Source organism: Streptomyces sp. R-74717, from assembly GCF_047305335.1.
GTDB classification, from domain to species: domain Bacteria; phylum Actinomycetota; class Actinomycetes; order Streptomycetales; family Streptomycetaceae; genus Streptomyces; species Streptomyces atratus.
This window is the reverse complement of sequence record NZ_CP102361.1, coordinates 3,262,819-3,285,457: the sequence shown is the minus strand read 5'-3', so window position 1 is coordinate 3,285,457 and position 22,639 is coordinate 3,262,819. Positions and strand designations below refer to the sequence as shown.

Here is a 22,639-nt window from a genome sequence, read left to right as displayed (position 1 = left end):
GTGCGCTCCTCCCGGGCGGCTGTGCCGGATCAGGTCCGGCCCGGGGTTCAGAAGGTCAGCTTGAAGCTGTTGATCTTGCCGGTGTCACCCGAGTAGACGTCCTGGACCTTCAGCTTCCAGGTGCCGTTGGCCACCTCGGACGAGGCGTTGACCGTGTAGGTCGTCTGGACGTTGTCCGCCGAGTCGCCGGCCGAGGAGTTCTTCAGCCGGTAGGCCGTGCCGTCCGGGGCGACGAGGTCGATGACCAGGTCACCGCGCCAGGTGTGGGTGATGTCCACGCCGACCTTGAGGGTGCTGGGCGCGTTGCCCGTGACACCGGTGACGTTGACCGAGCTGGTGACGGCCGAGCCGTGGTCCGGGATGGCGACGGCGGTGCTGTTCTCGAAGACCGTGCCGCCGGGGTCGGTGCCGCCACCGGGGCGCTGGCCGACGTTGATGCCGGCCCAGGCGTCGGCGACGGACTTGTACTCGGCGCTGGTCGTGCCGTACAGCTCACCGGCCGCGGCGAGGGTGCCGGTGCGGGCCGCCGCGTAGTTCGTCGTGGAGGTGAACTTGGTGGTGAGCGCCTTGAACCAGATCAGGGCGGCCTTGTCGCGGCCGATGCCGGTCACCGGCAGACCGTCGGAGGTCGGGGAGTCGTACGAGACGCCGTCGATGACCTTGGCGCCGCTGCCCTCGGAGAGCAGGTAGAAGAAGTGGTTCGCCGGGCCCGAGGAGTAGTGGACGTCGATGTTGCCGATGCCCGAGTACCACGAGTCCTTGGACGCGCCGTCCTTGCTGGGCTTGTCCTGGTAGCGCAGCGGGGTGCCGTCGCCGTTGATGTCGATCTTCTCACCGATGAGGTAGTCGCCCTTGTCGGTGGCGTTGTTGGCGTAGAACTCGACCGCGCTGGCGAAGATGTCGCTGGTCGCCTCGTTGAGGCCACCGGACTCACCGCTGTAGACCAGGTCGGCGGTGGCGGAGGTGACGCCGTGCGTCATCTCGTGCGCGGCCACGTCGAGGGAGGTCAGCGGGTTCGCGTTGCCGCTGCCGTCGCCGTACGTCATGCAGAAGCAGCTGTCGTCCCAGAAGGCGTTGACGTAGTTGTTGCCGTAGTGGACGCGGGAGTACGCACCGACGCCGTCGCCCCGGATACCGGTGCGGCCCTGCACGTTCTTGTAGTAGTCCCAGGTCTCGGCCGCGCCGTAGTGCGCGTCCGCGCCGGCGGTCTCGGCGTTCTGCGGGGTGCCGTCGCCCCAGACGTCGGTGGACTTGGAGAACAGCGTCCCGGTGCCGGAGGAGCCGTGGTTCAGGTTGTACGTCTTGTGGTTGCCGCGGCCCGTGTCGGTCAGCGTGTACGACGGTGCGGTGCCGAGGGTGACCTGGCCGCTGTACTCGGTGTTCCCGGTGCCGTTCTCGATGCCCTGCCACTCGTACAGCTTCGCGCCGGTGCTGGCGTCGGTGATGACGTGCAGCTGGTTCGGGGTGCCGTCCTCCTGGAGCCCGCCGACGACGGTCTCGTAGGCGAGCTGCGGCTTGCCCTGCGCCATCCAGACCACCTTGCGGGGCGCCCGGTCGGCCTCGGTCTTCTTGGAGCCGTCGGCCTTGGCGAGCCCGAGCGCCTGCTTCTCGGCAACGGCGGGCGCGACATCGGCCGTTGTGTCCACGGCCTTCAGCTGGCCGCTGGTGACCTTGGACGCCTTGGTGACACCCTCGGTCGCCCCGGACTTGGTCTCCTGGACGACAAGGTCGCCACCGAGCACCGGAAGTCCGGCGAACGTGCGCTCGTAACGCGTGTGCGTGGTGCCGTCGTTGTCCTGGACGACGTCCTTGACGACGAGCTTCTCCTGGGAGCCGAGACCGAGCTCCTTGGCCGTGGCCGCCTTGGTCGCGTCGGCCTCGCGGATCAGCTCGGCGCGCTTGGACGGGGTGAGCTGCTTGGCCAGGGCACCGTGGTCGGCGCCGGCGGCCGCCGGTACCGCTGCGGTGGCGCTGCCGGGAGTGGCAGTGGCCGTACCGGTCTGGACTCCGACGGCGAGGAGGGCTGCTGCGGCTATCAGAGCGCCGGTCGCGGTGGCACGACGGCTGGGCGTGGATCTCACGCGGACTCCTTCTGCGAGGGGGGTACCGGCGGCAGGGTGAGCCGACGGGAAGAACGAGAAGTGCGCAGAACGGGGTGAAGAGTGTCAGCCGGAAGATGGTCCTGTCAGGACCGCGTCAACAAGTTGGCCGGAAGTCGTTCGTTGCCGGAAAGGTCATGTTCGTTAAGCGGACGTTTCGCCGATCATCATCGCGATGCCGTAAGAGGCCGAGCGGCCGGAATTCGGGGAGAGGGGCGGGGCGGGCCCGAATCGGCCGTATTCGAACAGCGGGTCCGGTGGCGGGTGGTCGCCGCTGGCCGAGATGGTGGTGGGATGTGGCTGATTTCTTTCCCTTTACTCGAGGTTGGACGGCTCGGCCCGGTGCCTTGTACCGCCCGAGGTTCGGTGCCGGAGGTTGTTGCGGTGCGCGTACGGCCCTTGGGCGCGCGCGAGTGGTGCGTACGGGGCGCCGCGGGTGGTGCCTGTACACGACCGGAGTCACCGGACGGTGACTTCAGGCCCCATGTCCTGTGCCCCGTCGGTCGCGGGGTGCGGTCATCCGGCGCGGTCATCCGGCGCTACGGACGGAAGCAAGCAGAAAGCCCCGCTCCTCGACACACGTCGGGGGACGGGACTTTCGCGGACGGTCTCCCGTATCGCCGCCAGGCACCCTGCGCGCGGTACCGCCGTGGCGTGTGATGGCGGGAGAACCTGGGCATGGTCCAGCCGGGGGGTGGTGCCATGCGGGTGCGCGATTCCGGGAGCGGGGCCGAGTACTGGGATCCGGCCCACCCCGTTCTGGAGATCCTGCGCGCCCGGCGCGCCTCCGGGAGCCTGCCGGGGCGGCGTGACGACGGGGCCAGAGTGGCCCTCGCCGTGGAGGGCGGCGGCATGCGAGGGGTGATCTCCGCGGCGATGCTGTCCCAACTGGAGGACTACGGCTACCAGAACGCCTTCGACGTGGTGTACGGCTGCTCATCGGGCGGCATCAACGGCGCCTACTTCCTTGCCGGGCAGACCTGGTATCCGCTGTCGATCTACTACGACGACCTGGCGACCAAACAGTTCGTCGACTTCTCCCGGGTGTTGCGGCGGCGCCCGATCCTGGACCTGTCGTACTCCTTCGACCGCGTCATGGAACGGGTCAAGCCCCTCGACTACGAGGCGGTCATCAGGTCGCCGATACCGCTGGCCGTGCCGGTCACCGACGTCGACGCCCTGCGGACCGTCGTGCTGCGGGACTTCACCTCCCGCCAGGACCTCAAGGCCGCGCTGCGCGCCTCCGCCTGGCTGCCCATCGCGCTGCCCGGCACGGTCCCGACGCCCGACGGACGGCGCGCCGTCGACGGTGGGGTGCTCACTGCCCTGCCGTTCCGGCTCGCGATCGACGACGGCTGCACGCACATCCTCTCCCTCAGCACCCGCCCGATGCGGTCGACCGCCGGTGAGATCTCCCTGCTGCACCGCCTCACTTGCCTGCACCTGGAGCGGATGCGCACCGGTCTCGGCCACGGCTACCTGGCGGCGATCCGCCGGAAACACACGGACCAGGACTGGCTGCGCCGGATGCGTACGGCCCCGGAGGCCGGCGCGCCGTACGTCCTCGATCTGGCGCCGCTGCCCTGGATGCCCGAACTCAAGCGGCACGAGCTGAACCAGCGCCGGCTCCTCGACAGTGCGCGCATGGCGTACGGGATCGCCTTCTGCGCCACCGAGAGGCGGTCCGTCGAGCTGATCCGCCACGGAAGCATCCGAACCATGCCGAGACTGATGGTGGTGGACACCGCGAATGGAGAACCGAGGCGTGACACCGGACCTGCTGGTCGCGGCACTGAGCGAGCTGACGGGGCATAGCGAACGGCACCTGGCACGGTTACGGGACCTGCTGCAACTGCCCGCCGACGGCGCATCGGAGACCGCCCGGCAACGGGCCCGCCGCCTCACCTCGTGGCGGCGCCTGCTGCAGGACATTCCGCTGGACGAGCGCTCCTTCGACGACCGATTCGGGCCCGGCGGCCGACGGGACACGATTACCGGCCTGACCGCCTGGTGCCTGGGCCACCGCGCGCAGAGCGAACGACGCCGGGCGGGCCAGTCCGAACTTTTCGGCTTCGCCGGCCTGTACCTGCTGACCCTGCTGGGCCTTGCCGAATCCGAGGCCCAGCGCTCGCTCCCGCAGCCTCCGCCCGGCCCCGGCCACGGCGACGGCCGGGCCCTGACACACGACTGCGGCGCCGTCTGCGACGTGCTCGTCGCGGAGGAGGCGGTCGCGGAGGCCGTCGCCGAGATCTACCACCCGGGGTCTCGCCCCGGACGGCGTCGCGCGGACGCGGCCATGGAGCCCGCCGAGCGCGAATGGCAGGCGATGCGACGGGAGTTGCGGTTCCACCGGCACGGCAGCACCTCGGTGATCCTGCGCGGCACCACGGCGGGCGCCGTGCACGGCACCCGCCCGGAGTTCGCCCTCAAGCTGATCCTGTACCCGTTCACCAGGATCCCGACCCTCACCCGCGCCACGCGCGAGTACGCCGAGACGTACGGCACCGCCGACATCGGCTCACGGCACCTGGTGCGCGTCTGGGCAAGCTTCGACAGCTGGATCCTGATGGACTTCATCGAGGGCAGGACGCTCGCGGAAATCCTCCGCGAGGAGTGGGATCCGCACACGGCCGGTACGGGCCGGGCGCTCTCGCTCCGGCTTGACCGGCTCCAGGAGAAAGGGGTGCTGCTCTTCGAGGCGCTGGAGGATCTGCAACGCATCGCACGGGACGCCCCCGTGCACGGCCGCCTCAAGGGCGTGCACGCCGACCTCTCCCCGTCCAACATCATCGTGTCCGAAACCGACGGCGCGTTCAGACTCATCGACCTCGGACGCAACTACCTCTACACCCACACCATCACCGGCACCTCCGGCATCGAGTCCTCCTGCATCGCCCCGGAGGTCAGGGCCGGCGACAGCGAGATCGCCCGCGCCGACCTCTACTCGCTCGGCCGACTGCTGATCCTCTTCGGCGCCGGACGCGCCGACACCGACGGCGTCGTCCCGGACATCTTCTACATGCGCGCCGTGCAACTGGCGCGCTTCATCGAGGACCTGATCGACGCCGACCCGGCGCGCCGACTGCTCGTCTTCACCACCGGCACGGAACATACTTTCTCCTTCAGCGAGTTGAAGAGCGCTTTTCTTGCCGAACTGGAGATGGCACAGGCCGCCGAGAACGGCGAGTCCGATCTGCGGACCGAGACCGGCTGGCGGGCGCTGCCGGGGCTGCTGCGCCCCCTGTCCGGGGACCCGGGCCGGGAGTGGCGGCTGTGGCGGATGTACCGGCAGCAGAGCGCCCGCCCCGATGCACACCGCAGACCCTTCGCCACCTGGCTGCTCGTCTGGTCGATGGTGTCCGCCCTGATCTGGGCGGTGACGAACACCACCGTCATCACCTGGCTGCTGCGAGACTTCGAGCTCGACTGGGGCAACAAGCTGGTGGAACTGGTGCAGCACCTCGACGGCGGCAGCGACGGGCTCCCGATCGTCGACTCATGGCGGCACGCCGACTACCAACTGCCGGACTGGCGGGCCAACCTCCCGGCCCGGATGGTCGGGCTCTCCTACGCCATCGCGGCGCCGAAGTACTACCAGACCCTGTTCTCCGGCCTCACACCGCTCACCATCGGACGGCGGGCCGGCGGGCTGAGCCGACTGGCCCTGGCAGCCGAGGTGGTCATGCGGGCCATGGCCGTCGTGCCCTGCCTGCTCGTCCTGGCGATCACCCTCGTCGAACCCCGCTGGTGGCCCCTCAACTCCGCGATCGGGCAGTGCCTGACCTGTCTCGCGAACTTCCTGGTCCTCGCCTACGTCCGTGCCGTCATCGCCCGTTCGCGCCGGCTCGGCCTCAGTACGGTCCCGGGTGAGGACGGCAAGATCACCGGGCTCTCCGCGCTTACCCAGTGGGTGCCGACCTCGCTCTTCTACGCCACGGCCGTGCTCACCATCGGCACCTTCCTGTACCTGGAGATACTTCACGACGCCTACGTGTACGCGCTTGCCTTGACCTCGACCAACATCTTCCTCTTCTACGTCATCAAGTGCGGCATAGGAGGCCCGGCGGTACGGGTGGTGATGGTCCGCACCTCTCTGGCCGCCGAACGCGTGGCCCGGTGCCGGTAGTCGTCGGCCCGAAGCACCGGCATCGACCAGATGCAGGTTCCTCGTGATCGTCAGCGCTGAGTCCTGCGGAAACACCGAAATCCGGGCTGTATGCGCAACGCTGTTGTCGGTTGAGGATGCGCAACCACCGAGATCGTCGACCATGCCCTGGTGACCCTCGCCGCCGACGCATGAACATGGCCGCGGCCGGTGCCGCAGTCGCGATGGCCGGTGCCGCCGTTCTCTCCGTCGCCCTGCTCCGGGGCACGGGCCCCGTACCGGCCGACGGAGCGGGCAGCGGCGCCCCTACAGAGGAGAAGCGACGGCCGCGGTGAAGAGCCGCCACCCCCGTGCGGCGCCGGGTGCGTCAGCGGGTGGTGAGTACCATCCGGAAGCGGGCGGCACCGGACATCATCTTCCGGTACGCCTCGGTAGCCCCGTCCAGCGGCACGGTCTCGGTCATCGGGCGGATTCCGTACAGGGCGCTGAACGCCATGGTGTCCTGTACGTCCTGCGCGGTGCCTGACGGGTGGCCCCGGACGACCTTGCCGCTCATGAGCAGCTGAGCCGGGCTGATTCCCAGCGGCTCGGGGTCCGCGCCGATGACCACCAGCTCACCGCGGGGGGCGAGCCCTTCCACGGTCGCCGTGATGGCCCCGGAGTTGGCGGCGGTGGCCAGGACGACCCTGGCGCCGCCGAGGGCCTGCAGCGCGTCCGCGACGGAGGTGTCCGCCGTGCTGTCGATGTAGTGGTGCGCGCCGAGCTCCTTGGCGAAGTCGGCCTTGGCGGCTCCGCGGGCGATGGCCACGGTCTCGAAGCCCATCGCGGCCGCGTACTGCACCCCCAGGTGGCCGAGCCCGCCGATGCCGAGCACGGCGACCAGGTCACCCGGCCGGGCGGAGCTGCGCCGCAGCCCGTTGTACGTGGTCACTCCCGCACAGGCCATGGGCGCCGCATCGGTCGCCGCCAGTGCTTCGGGGATCCGGGCCAGGGCGTCCGACGGTGCGATCACCGTCTCGGCGTAGCCCCCGTCGTACGCCCATCCGGGGACCTTCAGGTTCCGGCACACGACGAAGTCGCCCTGCCTGCAGGGTGTGCAGTGGCCACAGCTGCCGCCGAACCAGCCCACCGCCACGCGGTCGCCCACCTGCCAGGCGTTCTGCGTCCCCTCACCGAGCTCCTCGATCCGCCCGGCGATCTCATGCCCGGGGACCAGCGGGAACCGTACGCCCGGAACCGCGTCGTCCACGAAGAGGGAGTCACTGTGGCAGACCCCGCAGGCATCCACGGCCACTCGTACGTGGCAGGGGCCCGGCTGCGGCATCTCGCGCTCGACGATCTCGAACGGACCGCCGGCGGCGGTGACCTGCGCGGCTCGATAGACGCTCATCTGGATCTCTCCGGAGTACGGGTGGACGGCCCCCGGAATCAGCAGACCAGCTCCGGCCCGATCGCGCGCGCCGGGCGGAGCGGACGGGGGGCCGGGCCCCGCCGCGGCCGCGCGTCGCCGGCTCAGGAGGAAGGCGGGCCTTCACCGTGCCATGAGCGCCAGAGCGCGGCGTAGGCGCCGTCGGCCGCCACGAGATCGTCGTGGGTGCCGAGTTCGGTGAGCCGGCCGTCTTCCATCACGGCCACTCGGTCGGCGTCGTGGGCCGTCTGCAGGCGGTGTGCGATGGCGACGACGGTCCGTCCTTCGAGGACAGCGGCCAGCGCCCGCTCCGTGTGGCGGGCGGTCCTCGGGTCCAGGAGTGCGGTGGCCTCGTCGAGTATCAGCGTGTGCGGGTCGGCCAGCACCACGCGCGCCAGGGCGAGCTGCTGTGCCTGGGCGCCATCCGGCCGATGGCCCCCGGGGCCCAGATCGGTATCCAGGCAGTCCGGCAGCTCGTCGGCCCACTCGGCACCGACGGCAGCGAGTGCCGTGCGCAGTTCGGCGTCGGTGGCGCAGGCCGAGGCGATCTGCAGGTTGTCCCGGACCGTGCCGAGGAATACGTGGTGCTCCTGGGTGACGAGGACGACGTGTTGGCGCAGCTGGTCGGGGGCCAGGTCGGCGACCGGGACCTGTCCTACCGTCACCGAGCCGGTGCGCGGTGCGTCCATGCCGGCCAGCAGTCTGCCCAAGGTGGTCTTGCCCGCACCGGAGGGACCGACGATCACCAGTCGCTCGCCCGGTTGGACCGTCAGGTCGACGCCGTGCAGGACGTCGTCCCCGGCGTCGTAGGCGTAGCGCACATCGGCCACTTCAATCCGGTCGTTGGCCGGTGCGGGGGAGGTGGCCGGTGGTACGTGCGCCGCCAGGGCGAGGCCCTCGACCCTGGCGAAGGAGGCGCTGCTGCTCTGGAGCTGTTCCAGCCGCTGGAGGATGGTGTCCAGGGGCTGGGAGAGCTGCCGCAGATACAGGGCCGAGGCGACCACCGCACCGAGGCTCACCGTGCTGTGGTCGTGTAGTACGCCGCCGATCAGCAGGACACCGGCCACCGGAATGACGTACGAGACGTCCACGGCAGGGAAGAGCACACTGCGCAGGAACAGCGTCCGCGTCCGGGTGGTCCAGCACTCTTTGATGGCCTCCTGGCACGCCGTGACACGGCGCTGCTGAAGCCCGAGGGCCTCGACGGTGCGGGCCCCGGCGGCGGTGGCCGCGAGCTGCTCCGCGAGAGCCGAGTTGGCGGCTCCCTCGGTCAGGTACGCGGTGAGCGCCCGGCGCAGATACCAGCGCGCGGCGAACCAGATCCCGAGCAGGCCCAGCACCCCGCACGCACCGAGCAGCGGGTCGAGCGCGAAGACCGCGCCGAGGATGAACAGCGCCTGGACCGCAGCGATGAGGACCTCGGGCCCGGCGTCCCGGAGGGTGGCGCCGACCGCGGCGACATCGGTGGTGCCGCGGGTCATCAGATCGCCCGTGCCGGCCCGCTCGACCACCCGGGCGGGCAGCGCGAGCGCCCGGTCGGCGAACTCCTCGCGGATGCGCGCCAGGGTCCGCTCGCCGAAGCGGTGTCCGACGTAACCGGCGCAACGGACCAGGAGGAGCTGAACCACGGCGAAGACGAGGATGGTGAGCGCCAGGCGGTCCACCGCGGCCACCCCGGCGCCGGCCCCGACCTCGTCGACGATGCGGCCGAGCAGCCACGGGCCGACGAGCCCGGCACCGGCGGCCAGCGCGTTGAGGCCGATCACGGCGGCGAAGGCGCGACCGTCCAGCCGGATCAGCCGCAGCGCCGCCCGGCGTATCCGGGCCGGTTCGGCGATGGGCAGCGCCTGGGGCGTCGGTTCGGATCCGGCGGTCATCGCACGGCCTCCCGGGACGGTGGGAGGGTTCCTTCGCCGGCGGGGTCGTCGTCCGCGCCGCGGGACACCAGAAGGTGGTAGCCGGGCTCCCGGTCCAGGAGTTCACGATGGCTGCCGACGGCCGCGACGCAGCCGTCGACCAGGTAGTACACGGTGTCCGCCTGGTCCAGCAGGAGCGGTGAGGTGCTGGTGACGACCGTGGTGCGGCCGGAGCGTGCGACGCGCAGCCGGGTCGCGATGGCCGCCTCGGTGTGCGCGTCGACCGCCGAGGTGGGCTCGACCGCCAGGAGCACCTCGGGATCGGCCAGGAGGGCCCGGACCAGCCGGACGCGCTGGCGCTGGCCTCCGGAGAGGTTGCGGCCCTGCGCGTCGACGGGCGAGTCGAGTCCGTCCGGCAGACCGCGGACGATGTCCTGCGCCACGGTCGCGTACAGGGCGCGGGCGATGGACTCCTCGTCCCGGTCCCGGGCGCCGCCGATCACCTCGCGCAGCGGACCGGCGAACAGATCGGCCTCGTTGTCCGCGACCAGGATCCGCCGGCGCACCTGCGTCAGATCGATCTCGTCGAGGCGTATCGCGCCCCAGGTCGCGGCCGACCCGGTGAACCGGCCGAGCCGCTCGATGACCGCCGCGGACTCGGACGGCCGGGCGGCGGCCAGCGCGGTCAGCCTCCCGGGCGCCACCTCCACGCCGGACGCCGGATCACGGAGCGTGGACGGCGAACCGGGCCCGTCCAAGGCTGCGTTTTTGTCGACGGAATCGGGCTCCAGGTCCAGGAAACGTATGACCCGGCGGGCCGCGACCAGTCCGCGGCTGAGGTCGTAGCCGCCCTCGATGAAGAACGAGACCGGCACCACGAGCACCGCGGCGTATCCGTACACCGCGACCAACTCGCCGACGCTGATGGTCCCTTGAGCGGCCATCCGGGCCGCCAGCCAGGTCACGGCCCCGAGGAACAGGGTGGGCAGGCCGACGCCGAGGGCCTGGATCCAGCTGGTCACCGCGCCGACGCGGTACCCCTCCGCCCGCAACTCCTGCGAGCCGCGCCGGTAGCGCTCGGCGTACACCTCCTTGCCGCCGATGCCGTTGAGGACGCGCAGGCCCCCGATCATGTCCTCGAAACGGCCGGCGAGCCCGCCCTGCCGCTCCCGGTACGTCGCCTCGACGCCCTGCAACCGCCCCAGCAGCGGGCCGACCAGCACCGCGAGCAGCGGCACTCCGAGCAGCACCACGGCGGCGAGCAGCGGCTCCACGGCCAGCAGCAGCGCGGCTACGACGACGAAGGCGAGGACCGCGCCGACACCGGGGCCGGTGATGGTCAGCGTGCTGGCGATCACGCCGACGTCGCCGAACCCGATCGTGACGACCTCCCCGGCCGTGACCCGGCGCGGCAGCGCCCCGCCCAGCCGGGTCGCCTGCGCGACCACGGCCCGCACGGAACGGAAGGCGGCGTCCAGCCGCACCTTGGTCATCGTGCGGTGCCGCATGATGGCCAGCCACGCGTTCAGCACCCCCACACCCAGCAACGCCGCGACCCAGCCGGCCAGTGCGGGCCACCGCTCCGGTTGCAGACCGTCGTCGATGGCGCGGGACAGCAGGTACGGCGGCAGCGTCAGACAGACCATCCAGGCGCTGCCGAGCAGCGCACCGGCGGCGACCCGGCGGCGCTGACAGACGATGAGCCACCACAGGTACCGCATGGCGCTGCGACGGTCGGGAGGTCGTATGGGGTGCAGCGAGCGATTCCTGATCTTGATCCCTCCCCGGGCTGGCAGCGGAACGCGGTCGCGGGTGCCTGCGCCATGGATCGTACGGACAGTGTGTACGTGCAGTCCGCGTCGGGGACGACGACGAGGAGCGGGGCGCCGGTCTTGATGTGTGCGTGGGCGTCGCGTTGCCTCTCGCAGTCCTCGTACCAGGCGCGGAGTTCCGCGAGGTGGCCGAGGTACGGGTCGAGGCCGAGCCGGTCCACGATCCACAACGCCTGTCCGCCGAGCCATCGCAGTGCGAGGACGGGGGAGATGGTCCGGAAGGTGCCCAGGACGTACCGCGCTGTCTCGTCGGCGCCGCACACGAGCCCTTCGGCGACCGCCGCGCACCGATAACTCGCGGGGTGAGGCGGCTCGTTCACGTCGCCGGTCACAGGATCCGCCCCTCGCTCCGGGCGTTGCACCGCGCGATCTCGGCCCGCAACCGCTCTATCGGACTCGGAGCCCGCACGTTCGCGGGTTCCGCCTCCCACTCCGTACCGCCGCAGACCGGCCGCAACGACCAGTACGGGCCGGACGTCCCCCGGAACTCTCCCACCTGGTCACGACGGTTGGTGTCCACCAACAGCGTGCCGGGTGACGGCGGTTGTGGGGGCTTCTGCTCGTTCGGGGGGCCGTTTTGTACAGACACGGGCCACTCCTCTCCGTAACGGTTCCGCTACTGGGGCGGCTTAGCGTGGCCTAGAGTCGAAGGAGTCTTCAACTTGTTGAGCACGAACGGAAAGTCAGGTGACGGCCGTTGAACCGCAAGGAGTTGGACCCAGAGAGCAGTCCGGAGGCCGCCTTCGGTGCACGCATCCGCAGCTTGCGTGAGGCTCGCGGATGGAAGCAGGAAGCGTTAGCTGCGCATATGGGGTACTCCGGCACCCATATTTCCGCCGTCGAAACTGGTCGCAAGATGCCGACTCTTCGGTTCTCGCGCAGTGCGGACCATATCTTCGGAACCGGGGACACGGCCGACACATTCGAACGCCAGTGGCGAGAGCTCCGGCACGGCTCACTGCTGGAAGGCTTCCCGCAGTACGTGGGACACGAGGGACGCGCAGTAGAGATCCGGCTGTACGAAATCGGGATCATCCCCGGCCTGTTGCAGACGCCGGAATACGCCCGGGTTCTTGCGGACAGCGCCGTGCGGCGAGGGGCGATCGCCCCCGAACAGGCAGCCGAGCGGGTCTCGTTCCTGGCGGAGCGGCAGGCCGCGCTGGTACGCGCCCGCCCTCCCATGATGCTGGTGGTGATGGACGAGAGCTGCATCCACAGACGGATCGGCGGGGACGAGGTCATGGGCGCTCAACTCGACCGGTTGGCGGAGTTCGCCGAACTGCCGAACACTGTGCTCCAGATCGCTCCGTACGACATAGGGGAGCGGCGTCCGTTCAACCTTCCGATGAACCTGCTGACGCTGTCGGACATGTCCGTGATCGCGTACGCGGAATCCCAGATGCGGGGGCATCTGGAGCGCGATACGGCCTCCGTACTTCCCCTGTTGACGGCCTACCATCAGCTACAGGCCGAAGCGCTGTCCCAGGCGGCATCGGTGGCCATGATCAACGAGGCACGAAAGGGCACCCCGTGACGACCACGACCGAGTCCCCCTGCTGGTTCAAGTCTTCGTACAGCGACAACGGCGGCAACTGCGTGGAGGTCGCCGCCAACCTCGTCGCCCCGCTCGGCGTGGTCCCCGTCCGCGACTCCAAGAACCCGAGCGGCCCGGTGCTGAACACCTCCGCCGCGTCGTTCGCCGCGTTCGTGGCGGGGGTCAAGGCCGGAGAGTTCGGCGCCGTCTGAGCGCCCGGCCTCTGCCCGGCAATCGCATCGACTTGAAGATCGTCGGCGGGATGGCTGTTGTTAGGTGAACATGTCCAGTTCGGTGAGCTCGCTGGAGAGTTGCCAGAGCCGGGCTGCCGCGTCCGGGTCGACGGCCCAGGGCTTGACCCCACCGATGAGCATATCGTCGGTGTGGGCGGGTTCGGCGATGTCGCAGTCCTGACAGTACGCGCCACCGTGGCCGTCGAGCAGTGGTGATGTCGCAGCCCATACAGCCGTCGCCGCGCCTTGTGCCGGCGTCTTGAATCCGGCTGTCGGCGTGCCGTCCGGGGTGATCCAGCCCTGGGCCATCTGCTCGTCACGGGAGATGTGCCGCTGGAGCGAGGTCAGGATGCTGCCCGGGTGGACCGCGAAGGCGTGCAGCCCGCTGTCGGCGCCGAGCGCATCGAGATGCACGGCGAAGAGGGCGTTTGCGGTCTTGGACTGCGCGTAGGCCAGCCACCGGTCGTAGCCATCACGGAAGTGGAGGTCGTTCCAGCGCATGTCGGAAAGAAAGTGACCGGACGAGGCCACCGAAACCACCCGTGCCCCTTCCGCCAGTGCCGGGCGGAGACGGTTGGTGAGAGCGAAGTGGCCGAGGTGATTGACCGCGAAGTGCGCCTCCCAGCCCGGGCCGACGCGTGTCTCCGGGCAGGCCATGATGCCCGCGCCGTTGATGACGAGATCGAGGGTGCGCCCGGTCTCCAGGAAGCCGGTCGAGAACGCCCGGACGCTCTCCAGGTCCGCCAGGTCGAGGACGTGCACCTCCGCCCGGGGGACGTCCCGCAGGGCCTCTTCCGCCGCGGCGGACCTGCGTGCGGGGGCGATGACATGTGCTCCCGCCCGGGTGAGGGCAAGTGTGGTCTCCAGCCCGAGGCCGGAGTAGCCGCCGGTGACCAGGGCGGTCTTGCGCGTCAGGTCGATCCCGGCGAGGACGTCGTCCGCCGTGTTGTGGGCGCCGAATCCGGTGCCGGACTTGCGTTGCTGTGTCGTCATGATCGCGACGTTAGAATCTAGACTGCGCTCTAGGTCAAGGTACTGTCTGCGGCATGGGCAAGCATGCGGGTGATCTGTCGATCGGAGAGGTCGCCGAAGCGACCGGATTGAGCGTGCACGCTCTGCGGTTCTTCGAACGCGAGGACCTCTTCCTCCGACCGATCCCCCGTTCCAGCGGCGGGCAGCGGGTTTACGAGCTCGCAGACGTGGAGTGGCTCCTGCTGTGCAACCGGCTCCGCGCATCGAGCATGCCCATCGTCATGCTGAAGGAGTTCGCCCGCCTCGTCCGGTCGGGCCCGGGCAATGAAGCGGAACGTCTGGTGCTGCTGCGGGAGCACGAGCAGGCCGTACGGGCCAAAATCTCCGACTTGAACGCAGACCTGAGGGTCATCCACAGCAAGGTCGTCGCCTACGAGAAGCACGTCTGCGACGGGACCGCTGCCGGGGTCTGGGCGCCGACACCGTCTCGCTGAGTCAGCAGACTCCTCGCTCCCGGGCCTCGGGGAGCTTCCGCGCAACTCACGCGCTGGTCCTCCCGTTGGCGGTGACATGTGGGACAACCCTTGGGGGCGTTTCCGCTTGGGGAAGAACAACTGGCAGCGCGGAGCCCTGCGTACGAACGCGCCAGTTCCCGAACCCGCTGATGGCTGCTTCGCGCGACCCGCACGGGCGAGGTGGGCGACGGCGCGGCGGCGCCAGTTCGACGTCCACCAGAAGGCGCCGAGGAACAAGGCAAGGCCGGGAAGCAGGAGGATGGGGCTGGCCACATTGTTCTCCGGCTGGGCCCATGCCTTGATGCCGGTTCCGGCCTCCTGAGCGTTCAGTTGGCGTCGAGTCGACGGGGGAGGGGAGCCGGTCATGATCCTGTGTGTGACAGCTGCGCGGGTGGCGCAGCTGCCCCACGATGCTTGATGTTGACGGCCGAAGCCTTGGCCACTGCCAGGGGGTTCAAGAAACGCAGCGGACCGATCAGGCGGGATGCGAACAGATGCATGTGCCGCGCCAGCGATGCGTCGCGCGCTGCCGCCGAGAACATCAGCCGTTCCACGGGGTTGAACGGGCGGGCCTTGGCGTAGTCGGCGGCCAGGTACTGGTGACCGCACAGTCGGCGCCGGTGTCTGCGTGCGTACACCACGAGCGACCTGTCGAGGTCGCCGCGACCGGTCGCGGCCGAGGCGACCGCCTCTGCCAACCATTGCGCGGACTGCAGAGCCCACCCGCATCCCACTCCCCACAGAGGATCGCCGGTCAGGGCGGCGTCGCCGATGAACGCGACGCCCGGTGCGGTCGGATTGCGGCTGTGAAGCGGGTAGTTGACGGTGCCGATGATCTCCGTGATGCGCTCGGCGGAGTCGACGGGCGGTGCTTCGGGCAGGGCGCGGACGAATTCGAGGAAGCTACCCTCCAGGTCTTCCCGGAAGGCCGGCAGCCGCTTCTTGTCCGGGAGCACAGCGATGACCGTCACTTTGTCGTCGTTGGGAAACGCGTACGCCATGTCGGGCTCCAGGAACCAGGCGTGACCGATCCCGCCGTGCAGCGGAAGATCGCGGAAGTGGGCGAGATAGCCGAACCGTGTGTTCTCGTACTGCCGGGCAGGCACCTCGGCGAACTTCGCCACGGCCGAGTCCTTGCCATCGGCGCCGACCACCAGGCGGGCCCGGATCTCGCGCTCGCCCTGTGGTGTCGACGCGCGCACCCCCAAGGTTCGCCCTGCTTCCCGGACCAGCCCGGTCACACGGTGACCGAGGAGCAGATCGACGCCAGGGGTCTTTGCCGCATGGGACCTGATCAACGGGTCGAGGGTGCTGCGCCGAATGTTGTACCCGTACGGCAGCTCGGGGCCCCCTGGCGCGGCCCTCGGCTCGATCCATCCCCAACGGGTGTACCAGCGGGCCTTGTTGCGGACGGCCCCCGCCTTCTCCACAGCGGGGACGAGGCCGAGTTCGTCCAGCACCGGGTAGGCGTTGGCCGTGATGGAGTGGGTGCACAGCACCTTGTACGTTTCGGGGTCGGAGCGGCGTTCCAGCAGTGCCACGCGGACACCGCGTCGAGCGAGCAGGATCGCCGCGGCGCTGCCGGCGAGGCCGGCTCCGCTGATGACGACGTCGTAGTCGTACACCGCGCTCTCAGGCTTGGTCATGCGCCGATCGCCCCCTTCGGGATGTGGTGCCGTCGGTGGGAGTGGTGCAGTGCACTACTGTCAGGCACATGACCAATTGTAGGGAGCTGTGGATCGGGTGATGTGCGATCAGGCCGGGCCGGGCAGTGGTTCATCGCCCGGCGCAGGTGATCCGGGGCGTCCTCGGGAACTGGTCAGCCGGCTGCCCGGGTTCGTCCGGGACCCATCACGCCAGGAGGTCGCGCCAGCGGTCGGCCGACTCCAACGTGTCCAGGCTGACCTGTTCCAGGAACGCGCCTGACCTGGCCTGCCGCTGCCCCACGGGGCTGTCGGGTCCGTACGTCTGTGCCGAGGCCATCGCGGCCCGCGCCGCCTCGAGCGTCTGCCGCGCGCTGATCACGACGGAGTGGTACCAGGCCTCGTCGTCGATCACGTAGACGTCGCGACGCCGCTGCGGATCGCGTTCGCGCCGGACATAGCCGTGCTGGACGAGGTAGTTGACGGCCACGGAGACGGAGGCGGGGCTGACCTCCAGCCTGCGGGTCAGCTCGGCCGCGGTGCGCCTGCCGTCCTCGGACAGCAGCAGGTCGACGTGCACGCGTGCTGTCATCCTCGGCAGCCCCGCCCGGACCGCCATCTCGATGATCTCATCGCCCGTTGCGCCACTCGGCGGTCCGGCCGTGCGCGGGGGTGCCGGTGTGCCACGCCGCGCACGCTGGGCCGTCGCCCGGTGCGCCCGCTGGGGCTGGTAGTCGCTGGGGCCGCCGTTGCGTCCGATCTCCCGGCTGATCGTCGAGGTCGGCCGGTCGAGCCGCCTCGCGATCTCGGCGTAGGAGAGCCCGTCGGTGAGTCCGGCCGAGATGCGCTGGCGGTCCTGCTGGGTCAACCGTTCTCCGGGCATGCCGTCAGTATTGCTTTCGCCGCCATTCATTGCAACGCGATATTGCATTCGGGCCCAGCGTCATTGCATCAATATTCCGCTACTCACCTGGGGGAATGCTTTTCTGTCGATTGACGCCATTCTGAATGCAACGTAGCTTTCGAGCATCGTCAAACGCGTACTATCGCGAGATGAGGAATGGTCATGGGTGAATCGCTGCACACCGTTACGACGATGCCGACGGCGCGTCGGTCCGGCTGCCCCTTCGACCCGCCGGCGGAGCTGGTCGATGCCCGCAGGCACGGCCCCATCAGCGGGTACACCTTCCCCGGCGGAAAGCCCGGCTGGCTGATCACCGGATACGACCTGGTCAGGGCGGTCCTGGCCGACCAGCGGTTCAGCTCGCGCAAGGAGCTCCTGCTCCACCCGACCATCGACTACGGCGACATGAAGTCACCCCCGGCGCCGCCCGGCGAGTTCCTCCTCATGGACGAGCCCCGGCACAGCCGCTACCGAAAGCCGCTGATGGGCAAGTTCACCGTACGGCGGATGCGCCTGCTCACCGAGCGCGTCGAGCAGATCACCGCCGACCACCTGGACGCCATGGAGGAGGCCGGGCCGTCGGCGGACCTGGTGACCGCGTTCGCCAAGCCCGTCCCCGCCATCGTGATCTGTGAACTGCTGGGGGTGCCGTACGAGGACCGGGGGTCCTTCCAGGAGCAGGTCGACTCGTTCATGAACGGGGAGACGAGCGACGAGGACCTGATAGCGGCCTACACCGCGACCCAGGAGTACCTCGCGGAACTGGTGGCCGCCAAACGCGCGAACCCCACCGACGACGTGCTCAGCGACCTCACCACCGACAGCGATCTGACCGACGAGGAGCTGAAGGGGATCGCCCTGGTCCTGCTGGCGGCCGGGTTCGACACCACCGCGAACATGCTGGCCCTCGGCACCTTCGCGCTGCTGCGCAACCCGGAGCAACTGGCCGCGCTGCGCGCCGATCCCACGCTCGCCGACCGGGCTGTGGAGGAGCTGCTGCGGTACCTCAGCGTCGCCAAGACGTTCATGAGGACGGCGCTGGAGGATGTCGAGGTGGGCGGCCGGACCATCAAGGCCGGCTCGCCGGTGATCCTGTCGTACAACACCGCCAACCGCGACCCCGAGCGCTTCGCCGATCCCCACGTGCTCGACCTCGGCAGGCAGGACGGCGGGCACCTGGCCTTCGGCCACGGCATCCACCAGTGCCTGGGGCAGCAACTGGCCCGCGTCGAGATGAGGGTCGCGTTCCCCGCGCTGTTCAACCGCTTCCCCACGCTGCGCCTCGCCGTACCACCCGAAGAGGTTGCCCTGCGTCCGGAGATCGCGGACATCTACGGGGTGAAGAGCCTCCCGGTCACCTGGGACGCGTGACCGATGAGGATCACTGTGGACGCCGAGCTCTGCGTCGGCTCCGGAATGTGCGTGTTGACGGCCGGCGAGGTGTTCGACCAGCGTCAGGACGACGGCAAGGCGATCGTGCTGCGACCCGAGCCGCCCGCCGAAACGCGGGACTCGGTTCGCGAGGCCGTCGATCTGTGCCCTGCCGCAGCGATCGCCCTGTCGAGCCCCGGTCCCCCTGCTTCATAGGTGGGCGCCCATGGACGGTCTCCATCCGCCCCACCAGGCGCCCCGAGCTGGATGCCGCTCACGTCAGGCTCTCCCGCCATGCCCGGTGCAGCCCGGCGAAGCGGCCCGTGCCGGCGATGAGTTCGGCCGGGGCGCCGTCCTCCACGATGCGGCCGTGCTCCATCACCAGGACCCGGTCCGCGATCTCCACCGTGGAGAGGCGGTGGGCGATCACCACCGCGGTGCGGCCGTGCAGCACCGTGTCCATGGCCCGCTGTACCGCCCGCTCGCCGGGAATGTCCAGGGAACTGGTCGCCTCGTCGAGGATCAGGACGGCCGGGTTCGCCAGCAGGGCCCGTGCGAACGCGACCAACTGGCGCTGACCGGCCGAGATCCGGCTGCCCCTCTTGCGTACGTCCGTGTCGTATCCCTCGGGCAGTCCGGCGATGAAATCGTGTGCGCCGATCGCCTTGGCGGCCTGCTCGATCTCCTCACGGGTCGCGTCAGGGCTGCCGATCGCGATGTTCTCGGCGACGGTCCCGGAGAACAGGAACGCCTCCTGGGTCACCATCACCACACCCCGCCGCAGCTCGGGCACGGCCAGATCCCGCAGATCGGTCCCGTCCAGCAGCACCCGGCCGTCGGTCGGGTCGTAGAAGCGGGCCAGCAGCTTGGCGAGCGTCGACTTGCCCGCGCCCGTCGAACCGACCACGGCCACGGTCTGGCCGGCCGGGACGGTCAGATCGAAGCGGGGCAGCACCTCGCCGCCCGTCCGGTAGGCGAACCGTACCGAGTCGAAGACGACCTCGCGGCCGGGGTGCTCACCCGTGAGGGCGGGCAGCTCCCGCGGATCCGACGTCTCGGGGACGGAAGGGGTCTGGGCGAGCAGGCCCGCGATCTTCTCCAGCGAAGCCGAGGCCGACTGATAGGAGTTGAGAAACATGCCGAGCCGGTCGATCGGGTCGTACAGCCGGCGCAGATAGAGCACGGCCGCGGCCAGCACACCGAGTGCCAGGGTGCCCGACGCCACGCGGTACGCACCCCACAGCACGATCCCGGCGACCGCGGTGTTGGCGACCAGCCGGGAGCCGACCACATAGCGCGCCATCTCCAGCATCGCGCCGCCGTTCTTCCAGGCGTGTGCGCTGTTGAGGTCCTCGAAGTGCCGGTCGTTGATGCGCTCGCGGCGGAAGGCCTGGACGGGACGGATGCCGTTCATCGACTCGGCGAACTTCACGATGACCGCGGCGATCGCCGTCGACCGCGCCGCGTAGAGCACTCCGGCCCGCTGCTGGTAGAGCCGTACCAGCAGATACAGGGGTACGAAGGAGAGCACCGCGACCGCGCCGAGACCGAAGTCCAGCCAGAGCAGCACCAGCGAGATGGAGACGAAGGACAGGACGATGCCGATCAGCTCCTGGAGCCCCTCGCTGAGCAGTTCCCGCAGCGACTCCACATCCGTGGTGGAGCGGGAGATCAGCCGGCCCGAGGTGTAGCGCTCATGGAAGTCCACGCTCAGGGCCTGTGCATGGCGAAAGATCCGCCCGCGCAGATCGAGCAGCACGTCCTGGTTGATCCGGGCGGAGGCCCGGATGAACGCGTACTGCATGCCCCCCGCGGCCGCCGAGCACAGCGCGTATCCCACGGCCACCGCGATCAGCGGCCCGTAGTCCTTGTCCCGGAAGGCGGGCACACCGCTGTCGATGGCGTAGGCGACGAGCAGCGGGCCCGTCTGTACCGCCGCCTGCTGGATCAGCAGCAACAGCGCGGACACCATCACCCGGCCCCGGTGCGGCCGGAGCAGCGACATCAGCAGTGTGCGGGTCGCACCACGGGGCGTGGGCAGATCGTCCCGGTCGAACTGATCCCCGGCGCCGTCGGAGGGGGACGGGCCCTCGGGCTTCTTCCGCGCATCGCGCCGGTCGGCGGGCCCGGTCGTCGTCGTACTGGTCATCGGGTGCGGCCCTTCTCGGCAGGGACGTCCGGCACAAGGCGGTCCTCGTCGGACGGGTCGGGGAAGGCGTCTTCGGCAATGGCACCTTCCTGTGCGCTTGTGGCGCCGGACATCAGCCAGGCGTACTCCGCGCTGCCGCGCAGCAGTTCCTGATGGGTGCCGACAGCGGTGATCCGGCCCTCCGACAGCAGCGCCACCCGGTCCGCCAGCATCACGGTGGACGGACGGTGCGCGACGACGATCGCCGTCGTCTCCTCGAGCGCTTGCCGCAGGGCGGCCTCCACCAGCGCCTCCGTGTGCACATCCAGGGCGGAGAGCGGATCGTCGAGCACCAGGAATCGTGGCCGGCCGACCACGGCGCGGGCCAGCGCGAGCCGTTGCCGCTGTCCGCCGGAGAGACTGAGCCCCTGCTCGCCGACCTGGGTGCCGATGCCCTCGGGCAGGTCGTACACGAAGTCGGCCTGCGCGACCGCGAGCGCCCGCCGCAGCTCTTCCTCCCCGGCGCCTTCGGCGCCCATCAGCACGTTCTCCCCGACACTCGCCGAGAAGAGCGTCGGCTCCTCGAACGCCACGGACACCAGCTCGCGCAGCTCCTGCCGGGGCATGGCGGCGATGTCCCTGCCGTCCAGCGTGATCCGCCCCGCGGTCGCCTCGTGCAGTCGCGGTACGAGCGCGGTGAGCGTCGTCTTCCCGGAACCCGTGGCCCCGACCAGGGCCATCGTCTCGCCGGGGCGGATACGCAGATCGATCCGGGACAGTACGGGTACGGAGCCGGCCTCGGCGTCGGGGTAGCGGAACTCCACCCCCTCGAACACCATTTCGCCCTGACCGGCCGTGTCCTTCGGCGCGCGGCCGTCGACGGCGGCCGCGTCGTCCTCCTCGGCCACATCCATCACTTCGAAGAACCGCTCGGTCGCCGTCGCCGACTCCTGGCTCATCGCCAGCAGGAAGCCGATCGACTCGATCGGCCACCGCAGCGCGAGCGCCGTGGAGAGGAAGGCGACCAGCGTGCCCGCCGAGAGCCCGCCGTCCGCGACCTGGACCGCGCCGAGGACCAGCGCCGCCCCGATGGCCAGCTCGGGGATCGTGGTGATGGCGGCCCAGATGCCCGCGAGGAGGCGGGCCTTGCTCAGCTCCGTGGTGCGCAGTCGCTGTGAGAGGGCACGGAACGCGAGGGCCTGGCTGCGGTGCCGGCCGAAGCCCTTGATGATGCGGATGCCGAGCACGCTCTCCTCGACGACCGTCGTCAGATCGCCGACCTGATCCTGCGCCTTGCGCGCCACGAGCGAGTACTTCGTCTCGAAGACCGAGCAGAGAATCACCATCGGGACCACCGGGGCGAGCAGCACCAGTCCCAGCGTCCACTGCTGCATCAGCAGAATGATGAAACCGATCAGGATCGTCGTTCCGTTGACCAGCAGGAAGGTCAGCGGAAAAGCCAGGAACATGCGCACCAGCATCAGGTCCGTGGTCCCGCGCGAGAGCAACTGCCCCGACGGCCAGCGGTCGTGGAACGCCACCGGCAGCCGCTGCAGATGCCGGTACAGGTCGGCCCGCATCGCCGCCTCGACCCCTGCCAGCGGCCGGGCCACCATCCACCGTCGCACCCCGAAGAGCGCGGCCTCGGCGAGGCCCAGCAACAGCAGATACAGCGCGCCGAGCCAGACGCCGCCCGGGTCGCGGCCGGCCACGGGGCCGTCGACGATCCACTTCAGTACGAGAGGGATCACCAGGCCGATGCAGGAAGCGACTATCGCGACCAGAGCTGCGCCGAACAGGCGCTTGCGTACCGGCTTCACATAGGGCCACAACCGCAGCAGGGAGCGCACGGTGGACCGGTCCTTGGGCTCTACATGTTCTTCGGGCATCACAGGCGAGCCTACGGTTCACCTCTGACATCGCTCATGTGGTTTTTCGGCCGTCCGGCGGTGACGGAGCCTCATGACCGGCCCTGCGGACCGCTGGTAGTACCCCGTATCAACCGATCGGCTGATGCCGCCTCGAGCGCGATGGACGAT

General features: G+C 69.8%; 19 protein-coding genes. 8 read left to right on the top strand and 11 right to left on the bottom strand.

Going from position 1 to position 22,639, the window contains the following annotated elements; translation table 11 throughout:
* Window positions 1-47: 47 nt before the first annotated feature.
* A complete protein-coding gene (locus tag NRF20_RS14710) occupies window positions 48-2,081 on the bottom strand; it encodes a M4 family metallopeptidase (protein ID WP_398633939.1) in 2,034 nt (677 codons plus the stop codon).
* Window positions 2,082-2,777: 696 nt separating this feature from the next.
* On the opposite strand from NRF20_RS14710, the gene NRF20_RS14705 reads away from it, so the two are divergent.
* The 3 genes from NRF20_RS14705 to NRF20_RS14695 all read left to right on the top strand — a co-directional run bounded on the left by NRF20_RS14705 (window position 2,778) and on the right by NRF20_RS14695 (window position 6,539).
* Window positions 2,778-3,914 (top strand): patatin-like phospholipase family protein, encoded by a 1,137-nt coding sequence (locus tag NRF20_RS14705; protein ID WP_398633938.1) that lies wholly within the window; start codon window positions 2,778-2,780, stop codon window positions 3,912-3,914.
* Entirely contained in the window at window positions 3,865-6,225 is a 2,361-nt protein-coding gene (locus NRF20_RS14700) for a hypothetical protein (RefSeq protein ID WP_413752702.1), read from the top strand. The genes NRF20_RS14705 and NRF20_RS14700 overlap by 50 nt, the downstream gene beginning before the upstream one ends.
* Window positions 6,226-6,395: 170 nt before the next feature.
* Window positions 6,396-6,539, top strand: a complete 144-nt coding sequence (locus NRF20_RS14695; protein ID WP_398633936.1) for a hypothetical protein — start codon at window positions 6,396-6,398, stop codon at window positions 6,537-6,539.
* 32 nt (window positions 6,540-6,571) lie between these two features.
* Here the strand turns inward: NRF20_RS14695 and NRF20_RS14690 are convergent, their stop codons facing one another.
* The 5 genes from NRF20_RS14690 to NRF20_RS14670 form a co-directional block, all read right to left on the bottom strand.
* Window positions 6,572-7,594 carry an alcohol dehydrogenase gene (locus NRF20_RS14690; protein ID WP_413752701.1) on the bottom strand — a complete coding sequence of 341 codons (1,023 nt, stop codon included), beginning with the start codon at window positions 7,592-7,594 and terminating at the stop codon, window positions 6,572-6,574.
* A gap of 122 nt (window positions 7,595-7,716) precedes the next feature.
* Entirely contained in the window at window positions 7,717-9,489 is a 1,773-nt protein-coding gene (locus NRF20_RS14685; protein WP_413752700.1) for an ABC transporter ATP-binding protein, read from the bottom strand.
* The gene (locus tag NRF20_RS14680; RefSeq protein WP_398633933.1) at window positions 9,486-11,189 is read right to left on the bottom strand and encodes an ABC transporter transmembrane domain-containing protein; all 1,704 of its coding nucleotides are present in this window, start codon (window positions 11,187-11,189) and stop codon (window positions 9,486-9,488) included. The genes NRF20_RS14685 and NRF20_RS14680 overlap by 4 nt, the downstream gene beginning before the upstream one ends.
* Window positions 11,102-11,632, bottom strand: a complete 531-nt coding sequence (locus NRF20_RS14675) for a hypothetical protein (protein WP_398633932.1) — start codon at window positions 11,630-11,632, stop codon at window positions 11,102-11,104. Before NRF20_RS14675 ends, NRF20_RS14680 begins: the two co-directional genes overlap by 88 nt.
* On the bottom strand, window positions 11,629-11,889 hold the full coding sequence (locus NRF20_RS14670) for a hypothetical protein (protein ID WP_398633931.1): 261 nt from the start codon (window positions 11,887-11,889) through the stop codon (window positions 11,629-11,631). The genes NRF20_RS14675 and NRF20_RS14670 overlap by 4 nt, the downstream gene beginning before the upstream one ends.
* Window positions 11,890-11,997: 108 nt before the next feature.
* On the opposite strand from NRF20_RS14670, the gene NRF20_RS14665 reads away from it, so the two are divergent.
* Window positions 11,998-12,834: a helix-turn-helix domain-containing protein gene (locus tag NRF20_RS14665; RefSeq protein WP_398633930.1), complete on the top strand. Its 837-nt coding sequence runs from the start codon at window positions 11,998-12,000 to the stop codon at window positions 12,832-12,834.
* Window positions 12,831-13,046 carry a DUF397 domain-containing protein gene (locus tag NRF20_RS14660; RefSeq protein WP_398633929.1) on the top strand — a complete coding sequence of 72 codons (216 nt, stop codon included), beginning with the start codon at window positions 12,831-12,833 and terminating at the stop codon, window positions 13,044-13,046. Before NRF20_RS14665 ends, NRF20_RS14660 begins: the two co-directional genes overlap by 4 nt.
* A gap of 60 nt (window positions 13,047-13,106) precedes the next feature.
* Here NRF20_RS14660 and NRF20_RS14655 read toward each other — a convergent pair whose 3' ends face one another.
* The gene (locus NRF20_RS14655; RefSeq protein WP_413752699.1) at window positions 13,107-14,060 is read right to left on the bottom strand and encodes an SDR family NAD(P)-dependent oxidoreductase; all 954 of its coding nucleotides are present in this window, start codon (window positions 14,058-14,060) and stop codon (window positions 13,107-13,109) included.
* A 53-nt stretch (window positions 14,061-14,113) separates the two neighbouring features.
* On the opposite strand from NRF20_RS14655, the gene NRF20_RS14650 reads away from it, so the two are divergent.
* Window positions 14,114-14,533: a MerR family transcriptional regulator gene (locus tag NRF20_RS14650; RefSeq protein ID WP_398633927.1), complete on the top strand. Its 420-nt coding sequence runs from the start codon at window positions 14,114-14,116 to the stop codon at window positions 14,531-14,533.
* Between the two features lie 383 nt (window positions 14,534-14,916).
* Here NRF20_RS14650 and NRF20_RS14645 read toward each other — a convergent pair whose 3' ends face one another.
* Window positions 14,917-16,200, bottom strand: coding sequence for an NAD(P)/FAD-dependent oxidoreductase (locus NRF20_RS14645; protein ID WP_413752698.1), 1,284 nt, complete (start codon window positions 16,198-16,200; stop codon window positions 14,917-14,919).
* Between the two features lie 205 nt (window positions 16,201-16,405).
* Entirely contained in the window at window positions 16,406-17,080 is a 675-nt protein-coding gene (locus NRF20_RS14640) for a helix-turn-helix domain-containing protein (protein ID WP_398633925.1), read from the bottom strand.
* Window positions 17,081-17,263: 183 nt separating this feature from the next.
* On the opposite strand from NRF20_RS14640, the gene NRF20_RS14635 reads away from it, so the two are divergent.
* A complete protein-coding gene (locus tag NRF20_RS14635; RefSeq protein WP_413752697.1) occupies window positions 17,264-18,472 on the top strand; it encodes a cytochrome P450 in 1,209 nt (402 codons plus the stop codon).
* Window positions 18,473-18,475: 3 nt separating this feature from the next.
* A complete protein-coding gene (locus NRF20_RS14630) occupies window positions 18,476-18,688 on the top strand; it encodes a ferredoxin (RefSeq protein WP_413752696.1) in 213 nt (70 codons plus the stop codon).
* 58 nt (window positions 18,689-18,746) lie between these two features.
* Here the strand turns inward: NRF20_RS14630 and NRF20_RS14625 are convergent, their stop codons facing one another.
* Window positions 18,747-20,621: an ABC transporter ATP-binding protein gene (locus tag NRF20_RS14625; RefSeq protein ID WP_413752695.1), complete on the bottom strand. Its 1,875-nt coding sequence runs from the start codon at window positions 20,619-20,621 to the stop codon at window positions 18,747-18,749.
* Window positions 20,618-22,489, bottom strand: coding sequence for an ABC transporter ATP-binding protein (locus NRF20_RS14620; RefSeq protein ID WP_413752694.1), 1,872 nt, complete (start codon window positions 22,487-22,489; stop codon window positions 20,618-20,620). Before NRF20_RS14620 ends, NRF20_RS14625 begins: the two co-directional genes overlap by 4 nt.
* Between the last annotated feature and the right edge of the window lie 150 nt (window positions 22,490-22,639).